Genomic DNA, 20,766 nt, shown 5'->3' with positions numbered 1-20,766 from the left:
ATGGGAGAAAAAGCAATGACAGTTGCAGCCGCTAAAAAGATGACCTTTGAAGAATTCCTTTCTTATGACGATGGGACGGATACTTTATATGAATTAGAAAATGGAGAACTAATACCCATGCCTTCAGAAAGTGATATTAATCAACGGATAGCGATGTTTTTAGTTACTTGTTTCTTGCAATTGGGAATTCCATCTTATCAGTTGCGGATGAAGGCAGAGGTAGCTGTGCATAGCCGACAGGTAGGGGTACGTGTGCCTGATTTGGTGGTGTATTCTGAGGAGTTAGCCAAGGTAATGCAAGGAGCTACACGATCGCTGATTTTGATGGATATGCCACCGCCGTTGTTGGTGGTTGAAGTGGTGAGTCCGAATCAGGAAAATCGGGATTATCGTTATAAGCGTTCGGAATATGCGGCGCGGGGTATTGCGGAGTATTGGATTGTTGATCCTATCGCCCAAAAGGTGACGGTTTTGGAATGGGTAGAGGGATTTTATGATGAGCGAGTTTATCAAGGAGAAAGTGCGATTGTCTCTTCAATTTTTGCTAATCTTCAGTTAACTGCTGCTAAAGTTTTGCAAGGATGAAATGTGATGAAAACCTTTGATAAATTTCGACAAATCTTATCACTACAAAGGCAATCTCTCTGTGAAATTTATCAAGCTTTTTGGATGGAAAGTAGATATTGTCACTAAAAACGGTCTTAAACCTCGGATTCGCGATCGCATTTTGGCTGAGGCAATTTACCCAAAAGATTTGCCTGCACTACCTTCTGCCATTTTTTAGTTTTGTCGAACTCACGTTTTTTTAGGCTTAACCGATCAGTATTGAGAGGTAAATAAGTGAGCAAGAATAAATTAAACTATGTTACGTAATGTAAATTTAATTAAATTGCCTCTTAGTAAACGGCTCTAGCCCGATTCTAAGGGCTGAAACCCTTACTACAAACCTTTAATCATTCACGCCAACTCACTTAAACTTAAAGTTTTTAATGACTTGAATATCTACAAGAAAACGTGACATTTTTTAAAAAAGTAGTTAACATATAACTTGATGAAACACTGATCAAGATCATTCAGGTTTTTAGCTAAAAATATATTAGCCAAATATCACCAAGATATTGTGATTTAGCATGAATAATAAAACAAAAATTGATTTTTATAAATTACGTATCGTATTTACAGATTTAGATAGTGAATTAAATATTTATATCTATTTTTGTCTGAGAATAGCAACTTAAATCTGCATTTATTAGGTAACAATATGGAATCACTATATCAAATCATAACTGTCAGATTATCGATTATAAGTTTACTACTAAGAGAAATACAGCGCTGGTACAAAAATATATGGGCAGGCATTAAGCGAATTGAATATAAACTCTTAAGCCATCGCTTTGAGAAAGAGCAATATAAAATTTATCTGCCTGGAGGAATCTATCAATGAGTTTTAGATACTTCAAGCATTGGTTAAGATTTAGTCCAATCCAAAAGATTATTGTTTTGGCTCTAATATCAATTGCTAACTTGTCTGCTGCATCTGCTCAGACTACTCCTAAAGGGGGAATTGACTGGATTTTAGTAGTAGATACTTCTGCTTCAATGCGTGGTATCGGTGGAACGAAAAATATTTTTGAACCAGTAAAGAATTCTGTTAATGAATTTGTTAACACGGCCAGATTAGGCGATACAGTTACTATTTATAGTTTCGATCAAGATGTTACCCTAAATGCCAATGATGTCAGTATTACCAGTAATGCAGACAGAGGTAAACTCAAGCAAATAATTAGCTCACTTCAAGCTCAGGGTATGCGTACTCATACAGGTAAGGCTGTACAAAAGGCTTTGGAACATTCCGCCCTGTTAAACAAACGTGCTGATGCTCTTGGTCGTACTGTCAGTATAGTATTTTTGACAGACGGATTAGAAGATGTGCGTGGTATTCCTAATCCTATTTCTATCCCTAGTAATACCAAACTTTTACCTGATCAACAATGCAAGCCCTATATATTTTTTGTGTCTTTAGGATTAAAAGAACACGAAAAGCAGCTGAATGACTTTGCTAGCAATCCAGCGCTTTGCGGGAAGGGAGAGGTATTGCGAGATCCTGGAGGAGTTCAACTTAACAAGCTGGCTGAAAATATCCGACCAGTGTTGATTACACCCAAGCTTGATGTCAATTTACCTACTACGAATTTACAGCCAGTATTACCTGGAACAACTACTGAACCGCTCAATATTAATGGCATTAGTAATGTCAATGGTAAGGTAAGTTTGCAATTGGAAGACCCTCAGCAAAGTGGTATTAGCTTAATTCCACCCGATCGCACAATCGAGTTAGTTGCTAATCAAGCAACAGTCATTCCCGTGCGTTTGCAGATACCAGCAGAGGCAAAGGGGGGCGTTAGTAGCTTGCGCTTGGTGTTGGCGATCGCAGACCAAGCGACCGCACCGATTACAATTGACTTACCTATAACCATTAAGTCAAAACTCCAAATAGAACCGACAAAGATAGATTTTGGCTCAATCGAAGCAGGTAAAACCACTGAAACCCAAAGTTTGCTAGTTAACACCAATATATCTGGAACAGCTAGCTTACAACTGCAAGGCAATTCCAAAGACGTTTCTATAGCAGAACCTTCAGCAGCCATATCCTTAGAACCAGGAGTAACTAAAATTCCTGTGCAGTTGCAGGTTAATGATAGCAATTTTGAAAGCGATCGCACTTTTACCTTAGTCCTAACCGCAGATAATCCGATTGTTAGTCCTGTCAGTGCGGGAGTTCATCTACATATTTTGATGCCACTGGCACGAAAAATAATCATTTGGTTGCTCTTAGGGCTGTTGGTGTTGTTAATTGCCCTAATAGTAGTTTGTCTGATTCAACGCAAAACCCCCTTGGAATTAGTCGAACATTTCCGCAATCGTAAGTACTTAGAAGGAGCGCTGGTAGTGCTGGAACCACGGCCCCAATTATCGGAAGACGAAGAGATTAGTCTCACTCACCAGCACAAGAGCAAAATTTGCTTGAGCGAATTAATACCAGTAATAGGTGGGACAAATTCTGATGCCGAGTTAGTCACAGTTTGGCGGGCAGGCAAAAAGAATATAGATTTGCACTGTTTGAAAGGTGTAATTTTTGTGAACACTAAAAATATAAATACAGATGAACTCTACGACGAGGACATCATCGAGATTGGCAACGTTAGGCTGCAATTTAACTGGATTGAACACCAAAGACCCTCTGAGTTAAGCAGTGGGCAGACAAACTCTTGAATAATATCACAGGAAAATGAATGTTAAGTCCCACGGTTGTGCGTCCCACGGTTGTTTTTCGTCCTACCGTTGTTATCGGGTTAGGAGGAACGGGTTATGAAGTTGTACTCAAACTCAAAAAGCGATTTATAGATGTTTACGGCTCAGTACCAGAAGTTATTCGTTTTATTTCGATTGATACTACCGAAAACATCCAAGAACGAGAAAAATCACCTGATGGCACCAAGGTTATCTTAGAACCTAATGAACTTTATGCCATTTCTGTAGCAAATCCTCTACCGCTAACACGTAACGACCACATCGCTGAATGGTGGCCTAGGGACATTTCAGCAGCCAGCCTGATCAGTGGTGCCGGGCAGATTCGGGCACGGGGACGGCTGGCCTTATTTGCTAAAGTAGCTGATATTAACGCTTTAATTGTTCAAGCAATCAATGCTGTCCGCGAAATTCGTACTAGCAAACAAGCATTTTCAGATAACTTTCAAGTTTCTAGTCGGGATGGTGTGGAAGTTTTTATTGTTGGCAGTTTGGCTGGTGGGACGGGTAGTGGCACATTCTTAGATGTGGCATTTTTAACACGAGAACATCTGAATAATTTTTCTAATATTACGGGGGTATTTGTTTTACCGAGAGTGTTTGCCAATATTCCCCAAACTCACTTGGTAAAGTCTAATGCTTATGGCGCTCTCAAGGAAATCGAACACTTTTGGGGATTGTCACCATCTAATAGCATTGAGATTGATTATGGTATCAGAAAAGTCAAAGCCGATCGCCCTCCCTTTGATGCGGTATTTTTAATTGATGGGGTTAACAAAAATGGCACTGTAGTCGGTCGTCCAGACGATTTGCAAAATTTAGTTGCAGATGGTTTGTATATCCAGATTGGTTCTCAAATCGGTCTAGATGCTGCTAACGTTGCTGATAACATTCGGGCTTATTTGGCAACTGGTGAAAAAATTCGCGGACGCAATATAAATTACTGTAGTTTTGGCTTTGCTACCCTGACTTTGCCAATACAGCAATATGAGCGGATGAAATTAGAGGACGCTCAAAACTTGTTAAAGAATGAGTTAATGGCATCTAGCCCAACAATCGATTTAGAAAATGAAATCACCCGGTTTTTAGAAGATTGTAACTTAGCAGAAGCAACTACTGTCCTCAATGCGTTAACTGAAAGCGATCGCGGCGGACAAATAAAACCCGAATTCCGAATTGGCGAAATGCATTATGACGGTACAGCTTTACCGACAATCAAAAAACTCTACACACAGCAGTTAGATCAATTTGAACAACGGACGGCTCAAGAATTGGGATTGAGTTTTTATCGCTTACAGCAGATTACAACTGCTGCGATCGCAACTTTCTGGGAGCGGAGTCTTAACCGTCCCAATGGACTAGCTTATGTCTTGCAATTTTTAACCAGACTTTCCCAAAAACTGGATGAATTGCAACAGAGTGTGCAACGCAAATCGCAAGAGGCACAATCGAACTTCAATGCTTTGAAATTAGAAGCCCATGAACAAAAGCTTAAAGAAGCTTCAGAAACTTTCTTTAAAAATAAAAATACTATTCAAGCAGCTTGCCAGAAGTACAAAGAACGGGCTGACCAAAAGTGGAAGATTTATTTACATTGGAAACGGTGTGATAAAGCGGCTGAACTCTATGGTGTGCTGCGGGTTAAGGTAGAGGAAATCCAGGAAAAGTGCCAGCATCTACACAGCAACCTAGATAAAGTTTATCGAGATTTACAACAGAGTTATCAGGAGGTCAGCCGTCAAGGAAATAACGACAATCCTTTTATTCACACTATTCAGCGCATTAATCTGCAATCGAAACGCCCCAAAGTCACTGGCGAAGATTTTATCCGTTGGTATCGAGAACAGTCTGAAAGTTTAACGAATTGGTCTGAGAAAAAAGCTGAAGATGTCAAGAACGAAATTCTGAAATTTGTCGATGAAGCTTACTATCCTCTCACTAGTATGACTGTTGAGCAAGTTTTAGCAGATAGTAATCCAGAAGATGCCGGACAAGATTTGCAACAACTTGGCAAACTTGCAGTTCCTCTCTGGCAGTATGAACTATCGGAAATTCCCATTCAACAGCAGCATTTAATCACAGAATTTTATTACTACGGAGTAGAGAGTAACAATACAATTTTTAGCAATCCGCCTCTTTCTAGTCGCTTGCCTAGAGGAAATAATAATCCTTCTTTCGTACCGACGGGTGAACCCCATAAGGTGATGCTGTTTCGAGTGGAAGTCGGTGTCCCCTTATTTGCCTTCAACGGAATGAGGGATCTGGAGTCAGCTTATCTAGATCCGAATAAAGTCTTCAAGCACTTACATCGCAATTGGACAAACTTACCCAATTTAATCCCACAGGAAGATGATGGTGGGGCATTGCGTTGGTTTGCATTAGCGTTGGCACCCGATCCATATAAATTGATTGTCAATCAGAGACGGCAATATTCTGTTTATACAGACCAAGCGAAAAAATTAGAAGATCAAGTTTTGCCATTGGGAGGCGATCGCAAGTCAGCATTTCAAGCTTTCAAACGTAACTTGCCCCTAATTAAAGAAATTACTCAAAAAATTGAGCGGATTACCCACGAAGACCAAGAAAAAGCCAAAATTACTTTGAAGAACTACACCAATCACCTCAATCAGGTTTTAAAGGGAGGTAAGGTTGATGCCCAGATTAAAGAACAGGTGGAAATGGAAATCCAGGAAATTGAAGCTTACCTGGAAGATTTAGATGTGATTATTTAGCCCTATACTCTACGCTCTAAGAGTGTTTTTATGCCAAAACCAACTATTTTACTTGCACTCGATCCTCACAGTGCCGCTTTTTGTGCAGCCATTAAACGGCAACTGCAAGAATTCCCAGCCGACCAAAGGTGTTTAATTCAAACTTATACTTTAACTTGGGATGGTCAAACTTTTGGCTTTAGTGCTGAGTTAGATCAGTTTGCTGATACGAGTTTTGATCTCGCTCAAACTCATAGTAAACAAGCTTATGTCTCCAAAATTCGCACTCAGTTCACCGAAGCGACTGACGAACTGCAAACTGCACTGATCGAATTATTGAAAACGGCTGATCAATCAAAAGAAGCGATCGCTGCTAAACGCCGAGGAGTGAAAATCAACAAGAGCCATCGAATATATCTCATGCTGTCAGTTAGTAATCAATTTACTAGGGGAGTCGTTTTTGAAATAGTACGCTTGATTCGTTGGCTATTTTCTAAGTTCTTCATAGATATTCCTTACAGCTTAGAAGCTTTATTGCTACTACCAGGGTTATTTACCCAAGTCACAACTGCTGATTACGGTGCTGCTTACGCGTTTCTGAAAGAGTTAGATTACAAAATGACCAGTGGAGTTGCGATTACAGGTACTCAAAAAGCACCACCTTTTGATAACTGCTGGCTGATGGATGAGCAAATTGGGGGATTGAAAGATAATTTGCCCAGCTACGCTGATGCTTTGGCAGGTTTTCTCACCGTGGAACCGGAAACCAACGGCTTATTAATTGGCGCACAAAAAGTCCGGGGGAAAATACCCGCCTATAGTGCATTTGGCTATGGAGAGCTATTTTTTTCAGGAGAAACAACTATTAATCGTTTGAGTTCTGCTTTAGCTGCCGATATTTTGATGGAGCAGTTTTTACCGAAGCCAGAATTCACTCCAGAAGCAATTCGCAAATGCCTGTTAGATGCCAAAGGATTTGTACTCAGCGAAGATTTCAGCAATGCTTTTCTCGGATTAGAACGAGACAACGGCAAACCAGTTTGGCAAGATTTTAATCCGCGCATTGAGATGCATACAGGCCAGGCTCAAGAATATGGGATGGAATTGCAGCGTGCTCATCGGCAATTTGAAAATAAAGAGCTACTTTCCTATAAGCGATCGCTGGAAAATTGTTGTAAACAATTACAGGTAACACTAACCGCTTTTTTAGACAGTACCATTAATCGCTATGCTGATGCTACACCTAGAGGTTTGCATGAAGTAGCTAGGCTATTAAACATATTGACCTTTTTGTATTTGGAACTGCAAACGGATGCCATTGGCGATCAATCTCAGAATCTGGTTACAGAACTGCGTGTGGCGGAAGCATTTCTTGATTCCAGATTGCAGGTAACAATTAATCAAGAAATCACCCAAAAGCTGCTCAACCAAATTCTGTCTTTAAAATCGCGGCAGCAACTATTACAAGATATTTTAGCTGAAAGAAATTCTGAAGAACAACTGCAAGAGCTTCAAACAACTCAGAAACAGCTAGATACGGCAATTGCTGACTATCGCCAAGGGTTAAATGCAGAAATTGAACAAACTCGACAAATTCGTTTTATAGCGATCGCAGGCGCTCGTGAACAAGCCACATCTGCGATCGTTGTAGCTCAAAATCACCTAACTGCCATTGAAACTCAACTTGAAACAGCCACAGATCAACTAAATGAACTGTTAACAGAAGAAAACCAATTTCGCTCTCAATATCTGGTCATTTATCCTATTTTGGTTGCTACTGCTTTATTCGGCTTGCTGATTCTGATCGGAATTTTCAATCAATCAACACTATTGCTATTATTGCAAAAGTTTTGGGCTAACTTAGTTAGTTACCTGCTTTGGATTGCGGTAACAATTCTGGCTTACTTGGGTATTCTTTGGCTGAAGTACAGTACTAATATTCGCGGTCGAATTCAAAAGGTTCAGAAACAAATTAAACGACTAGAAAGCAGTGTTAAATCAACCATTGTAGAATTACGTCGCAGCTATAATGAACAATTAAAGTTGGAGTATGATTTATACGCCCAAAATCTCCGCGTCGAGGCATTGAATTATCTTATTAAAACGGTTAAACAAAGGGGTGACACTTTACGGCAAACTCTTAGCAACTTGTCTGAGATATACAATAATTTGGTTGCTCAACTCGACCAAGCTACGACGAACTTCTCAGAAGTTAGACTCACAGTTATCACCGATGCAGATATTGATGCTTATTACCAAAGTTTCCTGACCAAACTAACAACTGAGACATTCACCCAAGAACGAATTAGCCGCTCTCAGTCGTGGAAAATTTATGCTGAAGAATTTCAGAAGCAACTTATCCCCTTTGCTCGCCAGCAGTTTGAGCAGTTGGGCAATTTGTCTATTGGGGAAGTATTAAAACTACCAGATTTAATTGCACAAAACACTGCAAATTTGCGCTTGAATCAACTTTATAATAGTGCTAACTTGTTGCTGCGAATTCAGGATATTGACGCTAATTTAAACCCAACTTCTCAACGGGAAATTACTCTCTGGGTGGGAGCAAAAGATAAAGAACAAATTTTTGGGCTTTACAGTCGATTTAGTCGCACTTTAACCGCCTTAGTAGCTGAAGATGAACAGAGGTTGTGTGTTTTGACTCGTTCGTTGGGCTTTCCGGCTTATTTTCTCAGTCAAATTGAGTTTTATCAAGACTGCTATGAACGGACTCAGAGTGAACAAATCGACGAAGACGAAAACATTCCCGATTTAATCCCAGAGGAAATTGGTTCTGGTAGGGAATTAAAACTAGCTTATCAAAGTTTGCTTTTAGCGATCGCTCTTGGGCTACTATCCCAGCATTCTCAAGGTGATTATCAATTCAACGGTCGGTCACTTGGTAAAGACCGAGAACAAATTGCCTTAGCTTTAGCAACTGAGTTCACCTTTGAGGAACTCTATGGAGACTTAAAAGAACGTATCGAAACATTTGAACGTGATTTTATTTACCATAAATTACAGGAATTAAGAACATCTGCTTCATATTTAAATCATCACGAAAGTAAGCTTTTAGATCATCTACTCTCAGAGTATAATCCTCTGAACTAGGCATTAAACCGCCCTCTTTAAAATCTCGTTTCTAGCCTCTGGCTGGAAATGCTGCTCTTGGCGGCTCTGCCGCCAGGAAGGGAGGCGGAGCCTCTAGAACGGCATTCCCAGTCGGAGACTGGGAACGAGACAATCTAAAAGCTAGTTATAGGCCAATACGGTTCAGTTAAGGCTAAAACTCTTTGTCAAAGTCAATTTTTTTAACGAACCGCATTCGCGCAGCGTCTCGTAGAGAAGGACGCATTCGCGCAGCGTCTCGAAGAGAAGGACGCAAAGGAAGAGAAGGAAGAGAAGCAAGAAATGCTTAACTGAACTGTATTGAGTTATAGGCAGGTTTCATCTGAATGGGAACCGCTATAATCAGCAAAAATTCCGAGTGCGGAGTGCAAAATGATTTTGTGAGCAGGATATCAAAGACTCAAATTCAGCCAAAAAAGTTTTTCAGCCTGTGATAAACTAATTTCAAAGTAGCCGATTATGCACAAAGCAGTTATTAAAGAGATGAAGATAAATCGTTTCATATTTTCCTCGAAATAAGATTTTCTGACATCTAGTTGTTCAGGGTTATTTGACAAAACTGAGTGCTTTTATCTTTTACACTTTCATCTAGTTCCAGGGATGAGCGAGTAAAGCCTGGGAAGTAATACCTAAGCCAATTAGGGTAATACATAAGGCGCTTGCCACTGGTAACATTTTTATCCTGGGTATCTGGAATGGTAAATGCTCAAACCGATCCTTGGCATAGACTAGCATTAACCCGATTCCAGTTAGTACTGCTGCTAGACCTAAGCTAAAGGCAGATACCAACGCTAATCCAAAGCCAATTCGTCCCAGCGCGATCGCACTCAGCAACACTACTAAGGCTGAAGGACAAGGTAACAAGCCGCCCGATATTCCCAGCGCTAGTAGGCTAGACCAGTTCATGGAACTTAGATCACCGTCAGGCGGTAGATGTGAATGCTCATGGTGTACATGGTTGTGGTGATGATGCGAGTCATGGCTGTGTTGATGACTATGTACATGGTCATGTGAATGAGAAACCTGAGTCCCTTGCAATCTACTGATAAACAAATTCAGACCAATTACAGTTACCAGTACCCCAGAGAGTACGCTTAACCAAGGGTACAATTGCTCTGTCAAAATAAATTGGGATGTGCCAAGAGTAACCAGCCCTAGAGCAAATATGCCAGCAGTATGGGTAATCGTTATAATCAGCCCCAGGAATAGGGCTTGTTGGGGAGTACTACGGGAACCCACCAAATAAGCACCGACTAGCGTTTTCCCATGACCAGGAGACAAAGCGTGTAAACCACCCCAGAAAAAGGCGATCGCTAGAGCTATTAGGATAGTCCAGAAATTATGATTTTCCTGGGTAATTAGGTTAGTAAAGACATCGTTGCTTCTTCCTGTCAAAGCATTATCTAAGCGACTGGATGATTTAACAGACGGTAGAGGCGCTTGTTCACTCGATGTCAAAGAAGGATTGAGTTTAAAGTCAATCCGACGCTGATCGAGAGGACTGCTGAGTAACTCAGTAGGGTAATCTCTCAAACGGTTGCTAATACTCAAAGAGGTAAAATCACCTTGAATGGGAACGCCATTTGCAGCTACAGTAATTTCACGCCAGCCTAAGCGCTGGGGATAAAACTGATCTTCAAATATTAACTGATTCGCGCCTACTAACTCCATTGGTGCTTGAAAGTTACAACTCAGTCGCAGTGTAGATAATCCTCCAACACCTGGAGGAAATTCGACTGTTGATTTGATCAAAGACAGTGCTAAAGGCTGTTTATTGATCAACAGTTCCAGATGTGAGTTGACTTCCTGGCATTTTTGGTTAGGGTATTGAACCGTCTCTATAGGTTCAGCTTTGCGATCGCGATTAGTATCTAAGTGATTAATTTCCTGAAAAGCCGGAATCTCTGCCATGTCTAGAACATAATCAATCCCCACACCATCCGGTGCTACCTGCACTCCTGCGTAGTGATTGATGGTGAAATTACCTAAAGGATGGGCATCCGCCCTCGGCATCCAAAATAAACATATTGCGATGATTGCAGTACTCCAAGCCAAGTAATGTAGCAGCTTTTTCATAAAGAACTCCTTACGGGGTTATTTTAAATTTTGGATTTTGGATTAACTCCACTGATAAACGGATGGGGTTTGAAGATTTTAAATTTTGTACGACTTATGCACGAGTTACGGAATAGCGTGTTCGGCTTGCCGCAGGCTACCGCAGAGGCGCAGAGAAGCCAGTGCATTGCGGGGGTAGAGGAGTTTGTAGCAACTGGCGTGACACGGAGAAATCAGAGTAGATATTTTACGTAAGTCCTATTTTGAATTTGTATTACCTAGAAGGGGTGTTAGTGTAGCGGGACGTTAGTCTGGCATGAACCTAAAAGACGCTCGATGACTCGCTAACGCTGCGCTATCGGCTTTTCTTCAATCTAAAATCTAAAATCCAAAATTGCTTGACGAGCTTCATCAGCATACTTGTGATGAAATTGAGAATTGAGGCTAACAGCTTCAGTTAGTCGCTTTATTGCTTCCTCACGATTACCTAAGTGAAGTGCAATCATGCCAGCATGGAATTGCAGCAAGGCATCCTCTGTTCCAAAGCGAGTTGCCCGTTGTGCTGCCCTTTGCGCTTCTTGCCATTGCCCATTAGCCGCAGCTGCCCAAGCTAACGTATCTTCTGCATATACATCGTCTCGCACTGCTACTTCACTACGGGCAATCTCTAGCGCCTCTGTTAAATGAATTCCATGTTCGGTGTAGTAGACTGCTAAAGCGCGATCGTAGATTCCTTTAACCTTGCTCAGGTAAGCTACTACTCCGATCAAATCTTCAGTTTCAGTTGCGCCTTTTTGGTCTCCCAAAGCTAGTTGAGCATCAGCCTTATACGAGAGCGTTTCTACCTGTGGCATCAGTTCTATACCCTGGTTTGCGATATTCAGAACATCTTGCCAGCGATGCTGTGTGGCATAGAGGCGGGCTAGTCCTGTAAACGCAGCTATATGCCGGGGGAAAAGGTCAAAGCTCTCCCGATATCGCTGCTCAGACAGGGCAAAATCCCCGGCTGTAAAAGCCAGATCCCCAGTCCGCACATGAAACCAAGCACGAGTTTCGGCGCTTGTCGTGTAGAAAGAGTCCATCTCCTGCATAGCCTCATCTAACAGTTGTCGCGCTGAGGCGAGATTGCCAGTTAACTCTAAGTAACGGGCGACAACTGCCTTATGACCAGAGTTCGATTCTTCCTCAGCAAGGTTCTGCAAGAGTTGATGAGTTGCTTCATAGTTACCCAACTCCATCTGAATCGATGCCCTCAGTGAGACAATATTGGGATTATCAACAGATGGATTATTTAACACATCTAAAGCTGATCGAAACTGATGTTGAGATAGTAAAGCTGATGCTAGGAGCATGGAAGAAACCTGATTATGGCGCGGCTGTAGTGCCAGGGATCTACGTGCGGCTTGTTCTGCTCGTAACACATCTTCCACATCTGCGATTTCTCGAAAGCGCCTCAAATATTGATCGGCCAACAGACGTAAAAATATTGAGGAATTGGGAGATTGGGCAACTTTCTCCTCATAGACGCTGATAATATGCGATCGCTCTAAATAATCGGGGAAGACTAAATCTGACTGCTTTCCTGGTAATATCTGCCTAGAATTAACAGTTAGCAGTTGCACAGCAGAGGAATATATACCGAACTTACCATTGGTGTAGCCTAAACTTAGCGCTTCTGTATTAGAGGGTCTTAGTAAAACCAGTAGGCTAGTTAGCGCTAACACCCATAGTATTCGTAGATGCATAAACCTTACAAAGGATTACCTAAATAAGGGAAGACAGTAAGAAAGTTTGCATCATTAGGCCCAACATTATCGCTAGTCAGCGCCGGAATTTGGCCTGTAGTAATCCCTGTAACTGCACTACCAAAGACAACAGATGCAGTCACATCAATTACGTCATCTTTTGGTCTTCTACCACCAAAATCCTTGTTTAACTGAGTACCAAAATAACTACCAGTAGGTTTGGAAACGTCAGCTTGGATAACATCAGGAATCGCCACTGAGATCACTGCATCAGCTATGCCTTGAGGTCTACCAATCGCTTTCACAAAGGCTTGAATGAATTGGGATTGATTGCTCGCGTCTTCCGTTGGTGTCTGAAGATTACTATTATTATGAGCTTTAAAGTCCATAAAAAGTTCATTCAGGGCTGGAACTGCTAACCGCTCAATCTGAGCAAAATTCCCATTTCTGAGTCTAGGAGTTTTAACACTAGTTGTCATCCAAATACCAATCTTGCCACTACCAAGCATTTTCCTGGGTAGCTCGACAATAATTGAGTGGACATTGAATGTGGCTAGGGTGTCTTGTGCTTGTCCAGCTGGTCTAAAGGAAACAACTTGCAAGGGAGGACTAGGATTAGGCTGAAGGCTATAGTTCCGATCCGGGATGATTTTGAAGAACTGTTCCAAATCGAAAAAGAACGGGTCTTTACGTGTGCCAATAAAGAACTTCATGCCGTTAGATGCGAGGAATGTTTGGTTGAGTGGCACTACCGAACTTTGTGGAACCAAAGCTGACTCTGTTCCTACTTTAATTGGACTACTTGGCCCGCGGACTGTGACAGTTTGCGCTGAACCTGTGCTATTAACATTGAATTGGAGTACGACATCTTCAATATTGTCGCCAGTGTTATCAATCTTGAACTGATAAAGAACATTTGGATCGAATGGTCTTATTTCCCCAGAAACGATCAGAGGGTCGAAATCCATTACAAGGACAGCATTGTTCGGGTCTGTGGGACTTTCAAACACAAACAAATCTGTGAGATCCGCAGCAGTCAGCTTAGTGGCAAGAAAAGTTGTGTCCTGGTGATCTGAAGCCAAAGCTTTAGGGGTTGCATAAATTAGGACTACGAGCAAAATAGCGACAGATGCCACTAGGGTACGAAAAAAACGAGTAGGTCTAGTCCAATCTAGCGATCGCTTGAGCGGAAAAAATGCCGCCATATTTTGCATTAGTTTATTTATAAGTACCCAACCTCTAGTTGGTATAAAAGAGGTGAAACTCCGAGCATTTATTCTCATAGTTGCCCTTCTTGAGGTGTTTTATCTCTACTATTGTATGTGCGTAGGTGGAAATAGCAAGTTTATTTAGATTTCAAAAAAAACTGCGGTTATTACTGAACTGCCTCACAGTTTATTGGCTCCTACAATCACTTACCAGACCAAAACTTGCTCACTTTTCTAGTTTAAGGTTTTAAAACTTATATAATACATAAATACTACATAGAATTTGGGTATTTCAGCCATGTTGCTCCACCAATCGCTATTTAGTAGTCTGCATAGTACTTTTCTATTACTTACAAGTATGTCGTTGCAAGTGAAACATACTCCGAGAGCGAAGTAAGCTAGGGGTAGCATCTGGTAGAGTTGCGATCGCAATGATTTCAGTGAGTTTACATTTCGTTGCATAGTTCGGTTTATTCGTGCCTACCTACTTACAATCTCACTTCTAATGTTTTCTTATATCTATTGAAGGAAGCAGGAGCCATTGACAGAAACCTCTCTGGAAAAATTTACAGACTTACTTGATTGAGCCATCTGCCCATAGTTTTGGATTCCCAGACAAGTAGCTAAAAAATAATTCTCAAGATAGATTGACATTACATTTGTTCGTTGAAGATATCCTGCGATCGCAGCAAACTGGTTATAATTATCTTCCATCTCTCTGAGAAATCAATTCTCATCTATAGAGTATTTATATGGGACGTATTCGTTCTAAATCTGACCTACCGACAAAAATCTGTCCGGTATGTCAACGTCCTTTCACATGGCGTAAAAAGTGGCAAGATTGCTGGGAGGATGTGAAATACTGCTCAGAACGTTGTCGTCGTCGCCGTTCTGAAGCTCAAAATGAAACTAACCGCAACACAGACAGCAAATAGGGCAAGGGATTAATGGAGTCACAGGTGCAACCTAAATTAATTATTCATGGGGGAGCTGGTAGTTCTCTCCACGGTAAGGGAGGATTGGAATCAGTACGCCGATCGCTCTATATAGTAGTAGAATTCGTCTATTCTCTGCTATTGTCAGGAGCAACTGCTTCTGAGGCGGTGGTGCAGGGTTGCCAAATGCTCGAAGATGACCCCCGCTTTAATGCTGGTACTGGTTCAGTATTGCAATCTGATGGGCAAATCCGTATGAGTGCTTCCCTGATGGATGGCGCATCAGGGCGATTTAGTGGTGTGATTAATATCTCGCGCGTGAAAAATCCCATTGAGTTAGCGCAATTTTTACAAAACTCACCAGACCGAGTGCTATCAGATTTAGGATCGGCTGAGTTGGCGCGGGAAATGCAAATTCCCAGTTATAACGCTTTAACTGACTTGCGGTTACAAGAGTGGATACAAGAGCGTCAGGATAATTTTAAAAGCACAATGGCTGGCGTGGTAGCAGAACCTGAACTGGTACAAACCAGCAATGCTGGACGCGGCACCATTGGTGTAGTAGCTTTAGATTCCTATGGTAGCCTAGCTGCTGGCACTTCTACTGGTGGGAAGGGATTTGAGCGGATTGGAAGGGTAAGTGATTCGGCGATGCCAGCAGGTAATTATGCTACTAGTAATGCTGGTGTTAGCTGTACTGGGATTGGGGAAGATATCATTGATGAGTGTTTAGCCCCACGGATTGTAGTGCGTGTTACTGATGGGATGTCGCTCAAGGATGCCATGCAGCGATCGTTTGGGGAAGCGCACCAGAACAAACGGGATTTGGGAGCGATCGCCTTAGATGTGAGTGGAGCGATCGCTTGGGGGAAAACCAGCGAAATCTTACTCGCAGCCTATCACGACGGCGAAAAAATTGGCGACACTTTGGAATGGAATGATAGTGAATTGATTGGTTATTGTTGATAGGACTTACGCATCAAGTACGAAATGTAGGGGCAATTCATGTAGCTTTAGCTTTCCTACGGAACGCTACGCGAACCCGCAGGGTATTGCCCCTACAGTAAATCAAGGCTTTCACTGGCTTTTTGCGTAAGTCCTGACGCTGATTCATTATCCTAAATATTCAAAAATTGATGTGCTGATCTGCGAACTTTTCGTTTTGTTTTGTTGTGCCAGTAAACAGTAATAATTTCTGGGGTAGGAAGTCCTATTTTACATATAACTCGTAAGCCCCGAAGTTCATCTATAAATGGGGCATAAACAGTATTACGCAAATTTTTATCGAGTAGGGTAAACCTAATATCTCGACAATGAAAGTCTTTTTCACCATATAAGAGAGCGATGTTCATCATCGTTTCATTAATTGCTCGTTGTTGTTGACGTCTTTCTGTATGGTTATGGTCTTTAGGATTGATTTTGACTTTGAGTGTGCCAAGTTTATTTTTATTTTCATCACTCTGGAATATCTGATTTAGTTTTTTGTGAGTATTCATAATGCTTTGTCTTTAAGTTGATGATTCGAGAATATCTAGATTGCAACTAATAATCCAGAGCAGAACAGTTCAGATTGAAGTGAACTATTCTGAACTGTTCATTTTATTTTTAATTGACTATGATGCTGTTAGTTGTCCTAAATATCACCTGTTACCCATGACTACAGCATATACATCGGGTAGTATTCGAGTCACGCCTGAAGGATTACAGAAAGTCATCAACAGAATGGCTGAACTAGAAAAGGACAGAGATCCATACACAAAAGGTTGGACACAAGAAGACCTAGTAAAGAAGTCTGGCTCAAGTCTCAGTACAGTCAAACGGTTCCTGAAAGGAGAATCAATTAGTAAACCTCATGTAATTTGGATTACTGGTGCTTTGAATTTAGACCCATTAGAAGTTATTTCACCGAAAGAATGGAATCAGGATAGTGGCAATTTAGGAATTGACTGGTGGGAACTTTGCCACACGATGCTAGACAACCAGCAAGAACAGCAACGCATCAGACGCAAAGCCTCAGAAATGGGATTTGAAGTAAATGTTCATGTACTACTGGGTTTAGTGGAACGCAAACAGCAACAACGACGGGATGAGAATGTTGATAGAGGACAGGTTTATCAGCTAGAAAAGGAAGTCATTACCAAAACCTACGAACATAATGATTTTCTGGAAGAGCTAATAAGTCAAAGTCCTGTGGGGAAAACAAGCACGTTGCTATAGTTGGGGAACCGGGAGCAGGGAAGACTACTTTACTAAGTGCGATCGCTTCACACATCAAAGAAAATACCCAACACCTACCCATCTTTATATCTCTCGGTAGTTTGCAAGGGATAACCTTAGAGGATTATTTACTCAAAAAATGGCTTCCAGATGCAATGAGATTGGTTAATCCTCAATTTATTCCTAGTTCAGAAATAGAAAATCAGTTAATCACACGCTTCTATCAAAGTGGTGTTTGGTTATTGTTAGATGGTGTAGACGAAATGGGGGAATCTTCACCTGTAGAAGCATTAAATAAAATTTCTAGAGAATTGACAAACTGGTTAGGACAAGCACGGGTAGTTTTGACTTGTCGGTTAAATGTTTGGGATGCAAGTCTAAATAATAATATATTGCCTAGTTTTGATACCTATAAAACCCAGGAATTTAAACCAGAACAAGTTAATAAATTTATTGATAAATGGTTTACCTGTGCTGGGAATATACAGCGAGGTGAAGAACTAAAAGGGAAATTAACAGAACCTGGAAAAGAGCGGATTAGTGAATTAGTTACCAATCCTTTGAGATTATCTTTATTGTGTCAAATTTTTTATCAAGATGAGCAAGGAGAATTACCAGAAACTAAAGCTGAATTTTATGAAATATTCACTCGTTATTTTTATGAATGGAAACCCGAATTAGTTCCTGATGTAATCAATTCATATCAATTAAAGAAGGAATTACACCAAGCTTTAGGTAAATTAGCTTTAGCGGGAATTAAGAGCGATTTGAAATTTAGATTAAAGCGAAGTTTAGCAGTTGAAGAAATGGGTGAGAGGTTATTCAAATTAGCCGCAAACCAAATAAAATAATTATTTCCTTCTGCGGTAAATTAATAGATGTATTACATATCGCCTTTATCACTGACCAGCCATTAGACGCACCATTAAGAGGTTTTCCACCTAACCAGCCAAATTTACTCAATGCTATTCAAAGCTGGATTAATGAGATTGAATAAAGAATTGAGATAACAGTATCCTTTTTGATTTCTGAGAATTGCAACTCGCAGATCCCCGACTTCTTAAACTGACTTTTCACGGGATCTGGAAAACCTCTCTCTAAATCTCTCTCCTACAAGGAGAGAGACTTTGAATTTTCCCCCTTCCCGACACGGGAAGGGGGCTAGGGGGTTAGGTCTTTCGTAGGCTTTTCCACATAAAGCTCAGGGTTATTTTTGAATCAATTCAAGCCCTTGAGTTAAGATTTGTTGCTCCTCAACCATTGCAGCTAATTCTTGGGTTTCATAACGCCCTTCAAAAGCTTCTAGTGCCGCTCTTTTCAATGCTACTTGATATCCTTGTTCCAGAATATCCATTAATTCTGATTGATTCAAGTAAAAACCACCGGATTTGCGGCGCTTGTTTATTTTGTTGATTTCACGCACCACATTTTCTATCGAAACATCCCAAGAGCGAGTAGAACGTTTTTCAGCCTTTTGTTTAATTAAATGGATGAGAAGAATCACACCATAACTATCAATTTTATTGATTTTGTCACTGAGGCTCATTTCTTCTAACTCATCCACCAACAGCAGCGCCTCATGGATTTTGCCTTGTTCTAGAAGTTGCCTAATTTCTAGCAGTTCTTCCATAATGAATTTTGTTTGTCTTGCTCTGATGTCAAGGCTATTTCGTTCTAGACATAAACCGCCCGCAACTGAAGTTCCTGTCTTATAACTTGGCTAGCAATATCTAATTCTGGACAAAGCGACATATAGCCCTTTTCCTCACGCTCAATAATCGCGGTAAGTTGTTTTGTTTTCCTCATGTTTTACCTCTAGTTAAATCAGCTAATCTGATGATTTAATTATCGCTTTATTGACTCTTCCTCCGCCAACCTAATTTCACTACCTGACGACTACGCGCGATCGCTAGAGAATCATTAGGAACATCTTCTGTGATCGTCGAACCAGCTGCGATGTAGACATCATCACCCAAGGTAATTGGAGCCACTAAAACGCTATTGGAACCCGTTTTTGTCCGATCGCCTATTTTGGTACGATGTTTGTTCTCGCCGTCATAATTGGCAGTAATTGTACCGGCACCAATATTCACCTGATTGCCAACAACGCTATCACCTATATACGACAAATGTGCTGCATTCGTGCGATCGCCTAATTGCGTATTTTTTAATTCCACAAAATTCCCCACACGGCAACCAGCACCCACCTGTACCTGACCGCGCAAATGGGTATAGGGGCCAATTCTGCTTCCGGCTTGCACAGTACTATTTATTACTACTGAATACTGTACAGTGACATTTTCACTCAACTGGCTATTTTCAATTAAACTCCCCGGCCCAATGTGACTTCCGGTTTGAATCACCGTATTTCCTCGCAGGTGAGTTTGGGGTTCAATAATTACATCCGGCTGTAATTCCACGGTTTCATCAATGGTGATGCTTGTAGGATCGATGAGAGTGACACCCGCCAGCATCCATTTTTCCTTGACTCGTTTTTGCAAAATCTCGTAGGCTGTTGCCAGTTGCAGGCGATCGTTGATGCCGAGAATTTCTTGGTAATCTTCCACATCCACTGCCATCACTTGTCCCACCTGAGTCACGGCATCGGTGAGATAGTATTCTTTTTGGGCATTATTTGCCTGTAGATGGGGTAGCACCTTTGCCAAATCTGGCCAGCGAAAGCAGTAAACTCCAGCGTTAATCCGGTGATTTTGTCTTTGGGCAGCAGTACAATCCTTATGTTCGACCATTTGCTGCACAATATTTTCATCGTTACAAAAAACTCGCCCGTAGCCTGTGGGGTCGGATAGGTGCGAGGTGAGAATAGTGGCGGCGTTTTGATTTTGGGCGTGAGTTTGTAACATCTGCTGGAGGGTTTGGGTGCGTATCAACGGCAAATCGCCGTTAAGTACCAGTAAATCCCCAGTGTAATCTTCCAAGTGAGGAAGTAATTGCTGGATGGCATGACCTGTTCCCAATTGCACAGTTTGTTCGACAAACTCCAAACTGGGAATTGAATGCATCGCGGCTTTAACTTCCTCGGACTCATAGCCCACAATCACGATTCGCCGTGAGGGCAAAAGTGGTTCTACACTTTCGAGAACTCTCTCTACTAGCGATCGCCCACCCAAAGAATGTAAAATCTTGGGTAAGCGTGATTTCATCCGTGTGCCGCGTCCCGCCGCTAGAATTGCTACAACTACCATAATTAGCTATCAGCTATCAGTGAAATTGTGATTAATGCTGTTGGTACTTTAAGATGTCGGCTCAAATCATACCAGCTAATCATAGAAGACTGAAATATAAAAGGAGTTGGAAGAACTTCACGATCCTTAGCGAATAGCGTGGTGTAGACAAGACTCCCTAACGTTAGTGCGCTGATGGGGTTTCCTCCATCAGCGCACTAACTAAGCTGAAAAATATCTAATTTGCATAACCGAATTAAACAGAACTCTTGTGG

The 20,766-nt window shown here is 41.4% G+C and carries 17 protein-coding genes; 10 read left to right on the top strand and 7 right to left on the bottom strand.

Annotated features, from left to right (window positions below):
- The first annotated feature begins 15 nt into the window (after positions 1 to 15).
- From V7K15_RS00415 to V7K15_RS00395, 5 genes are all read left to right on the top strand, one after another.
- Positions 16 to 585: a Uma2 family endonuclease gene (locus V7K15_RS00415; protein ID WP_334902008.1), complete on the top strand. Its 570-nt coding sequence runs from the start codon at positions 16 to 18 to the stop codon at positions 583 to 585.
- A 61-nt stretch (positions 586 to 646) separates the two neighbouring features.
- Complete coding sequence (locus tag V7K15_RS00410; RefSeq protein ID WP_334902006.1) at positions 647 to 784, top strand: hypothetical protein; 138 nt, start codon at positions 647 to 649, stop codon at positions 782 to 784.
- 656 nt (positions 785 to 1,440) lie between these two features.
- Positions 1,441 to 3,273: a vWA domain-containing protein gene (locus tag V7K15_RS00405; protein ID WP_334902004.1), complete on the top strand. Its 1,833-nt coding sequence runs from the start codon at positions 1,441 to 1,443 to the stop codon at positions 3,271 to 3,273.
- A gap of 20 nt (positions 3,274 to 3,293) precedes the next feature.
- Entirely contained in the window at positions 3,294 to 6,041 is a 2,748-nt protein-coding gene (locus tag V7K15_RS00400) for a tubulin-like doman-containing protein (protein ID WP_334902002.1), read from the top strand.
- A gap of 30 nt (positions 6,042 to 6,071) precedes the next feature.
- Positions 6,072 to 9,128, top strand: coding sequence for a hypothetical protein (locus tag V7K15_RS00395; RefSeq protein WP_334902000.1), 3,057 nt, complete (start codon positions 6,072 to 6,074; stop codon positions 9,126 to 9,128).
- A 606-nt stretch (positions 9,129 to 9,734) separates the two neighbouring features.
- On the opposite strand, the gene V7K15_RS00390 is transcribed toward V7K15_RS00395, so the two are convergent.
- The 3 genes from V7K15_RS00390 to V7K15_RS00380 all read right to left on the bottom strand — a co-directional run bounded on the left by V7K15_RS00390 (position 9,735) and on the right by V7K15_RS00380 (position 14,229).
- Complete coding sequence (locus V7K15_RS00390; protein WP_334901998.1) at positions 9,735 to 11,222, bottom strand: nickel/cobalt transporter; 1,488 nt, start codon at positions 11,220 to 11,222, stop codon at positions 9,735 to 9,737.
- Between the two features lie 353 nt (positions 11,223 to 11,575).
- Positions 11,576 to 12,925: a hypothetical protein gene (locus V7K15_RS00385; protein WP_334901996.1), complete on the bottom strand. Its 1,350-nt coding sequence runs from the start codon at positions 12,923 to 12,925 to the stop codon at positions 11,576 to 11,578.
- Between the two features lie 26 nt (positions 12,926 to 12,951).
- The gene (locus V7K15_RS00380) at positions 12,952 to 14,229 is read right to left on the bottom strand and encodes a DUF4331 domain-containing protein (RefSeq protein WP_334901994.1); all 1,278 of its coding nucleotides are present in this window, start codon (positions 14,227 to 14,229) and stop codon (positions 12,952 to 12,954) included.
- A gap of 677 nt (positions 14,230 to 14,906) precedes the next feature.
- On the opposite strand from V7K15_RS00380, the gene V7K15_RS00375 reads away from it, so the two are divergent.
- Positions 14,907 to 15,089 carry a DUF2256 domain-containing protein gene (locus tag V7K15_RS00375; RefSeq protein ID WP_334901992.1) on the top strand — a complete coding sequence of 61 codons (183 nt, stop codon included), beginning with the start codon at positions 14,907 to 14,909 and terminating at the stop codon, positions 15,087 to 15,089.
- A gap of 12 nt (positions 15,090 to 15,101) precedes the next feature.
- A complete protein-coding gene (locus V7K15_RS00370; protein ID WP_334901991.1) occupies positions 15,102 to 16,055 on the top strand; it encodes an isoaspartyl peptidase/L-asparaginase in 954 nt (317 codons plus the stop codon).
- Positions 16,056 to 16,207: 152 nt separating this feature from the next.
- Here the strand turns inward: V7K15_RS00370 and V7K15_RS00365 are convergent, their stop codons facing one another.
- Positions 16,208 to 16,585, bottom strand: a complete 378-nt coding sequence (locus V7K15_RS00365) for a DUF4258 domain-containing protein (protein WP_334901989.1) — start codon at positions 16,583 to 16,585, stop codon at positions 16,208 to 16,210.
- Positions 16,586 to 16,664: 79 nt separating this feature from the next.
- Between V7K15_RS00365 and V7K15_RS00360 the strand changes: the two genes are divergently transcribed.
- From V7K15_RS00360 to V7K15_RS29890, 3 genes are read left to right on the top strand one after another with little or no spacing between them, the layout of a single operon-like run.
- Positions 16,665 to 17,306 carry a helix-turn-helix transcriptional regulator gene (locus V7K15_RS00360; RefSeq protein ID WP_334901988.1) on the top strand — a complete coding sequence of 214 codons (642 nt, stop codon included), beginning with the start codon at positions 16,665 to 16,667 and terminating at the stop codon, positions 17,304 to 17,306.
- Entirely contained in the window at positions 17,303 to 18,157 is an 855-nt protein-coding gene (locus V7K15_RS00355; RefSeq protein ID WP_334902030.1) for an NACHT domain-containing protein, read from the top strand. Before V7K15_RS00360 ends, V7K15_RS00355 begins: the two co-directional genes overlap by 4 nt.
- Positions 18,127 to 18,303 (top strand): NACHT C-terminal alpha/beta 1 domain-containing protein, encoded by a 177-nt coding sequence (locus V7K15_RS29890; RefSeq protein WP_442949635.1) that lies wholly within the window; start codon positions 18,127 to 18,129, stop codon positions 18,301 to 18,303. The genes V7K15_RS00355 and V7K15_RS29890 overlap by 31 nt, the downstream gene beginning before the upstream one ends.
- Before the next feature lie 210 nt (positions 18,304 to 18,513).
- Here the strand turns inward: V7K15_RS29890 and V7K15_RS00350 are convergent, their stop codons facing one another.
- The 3 genes from V7K15_RS00350 to glmU are packed head-to-tail and all read right to left on the bottom strand — an operon-like array spanning position 18,514 to position 20,512.
- A complete protein-coding gene (locus V7K15_RS00350; RefSeq protein WP_334901986.1) occupies positions 18,514 to 18,936 on the bottom strand; it encodes a DUF29 family protein in 423 nt (140 codons plus the stop codon).
- Between the two features lie 44 nt (positions 18,937 to 18,980).
- Positions 18,981 to 19,112 (bottom strand): hypothetical protein, encoded by a 132-nt coding sequence (locus tag V7K15_RS00345; RefSeq protein WP_334901984.1) that lies wholly within the window; start codon positions 19,110 to 19,112, stop codon positions 18,981 to 18,983.
- Between the two features lie 47 nt (positions 19,113 to 19,159).
- Positions 19,160 to 20,512 (bottom strand): bifunctional UDP-N-acetylglucosamine diphosphorylase/glucosamine-1-phosphate N-acetyltransferase GlmU, encoded by a 1,353-nt coding sequence (gene glmU / locus V7K15_RS00340; protein WP_334901982.1) that lies wholly within the window; start codon positions 20,510 to 20,512, stop codon positions 19,160 to 19,162.
- Positions 20,513 to 20,766: the final 254 nt, after the last annotated feature.

Source organism: Nostoc sp., from assembly GCF_036919815.1.
Taxonomy (GTDB): Bacteria; Cyanobacteriota; Cyanobacteriia; order Cyanobacteriales; family Nostocaceae; genus Nostoc.
Note: the sequence above shows the minus strand (reverse complement) of the source record. Positions and strands in the feature narration are given on the sequence as shown.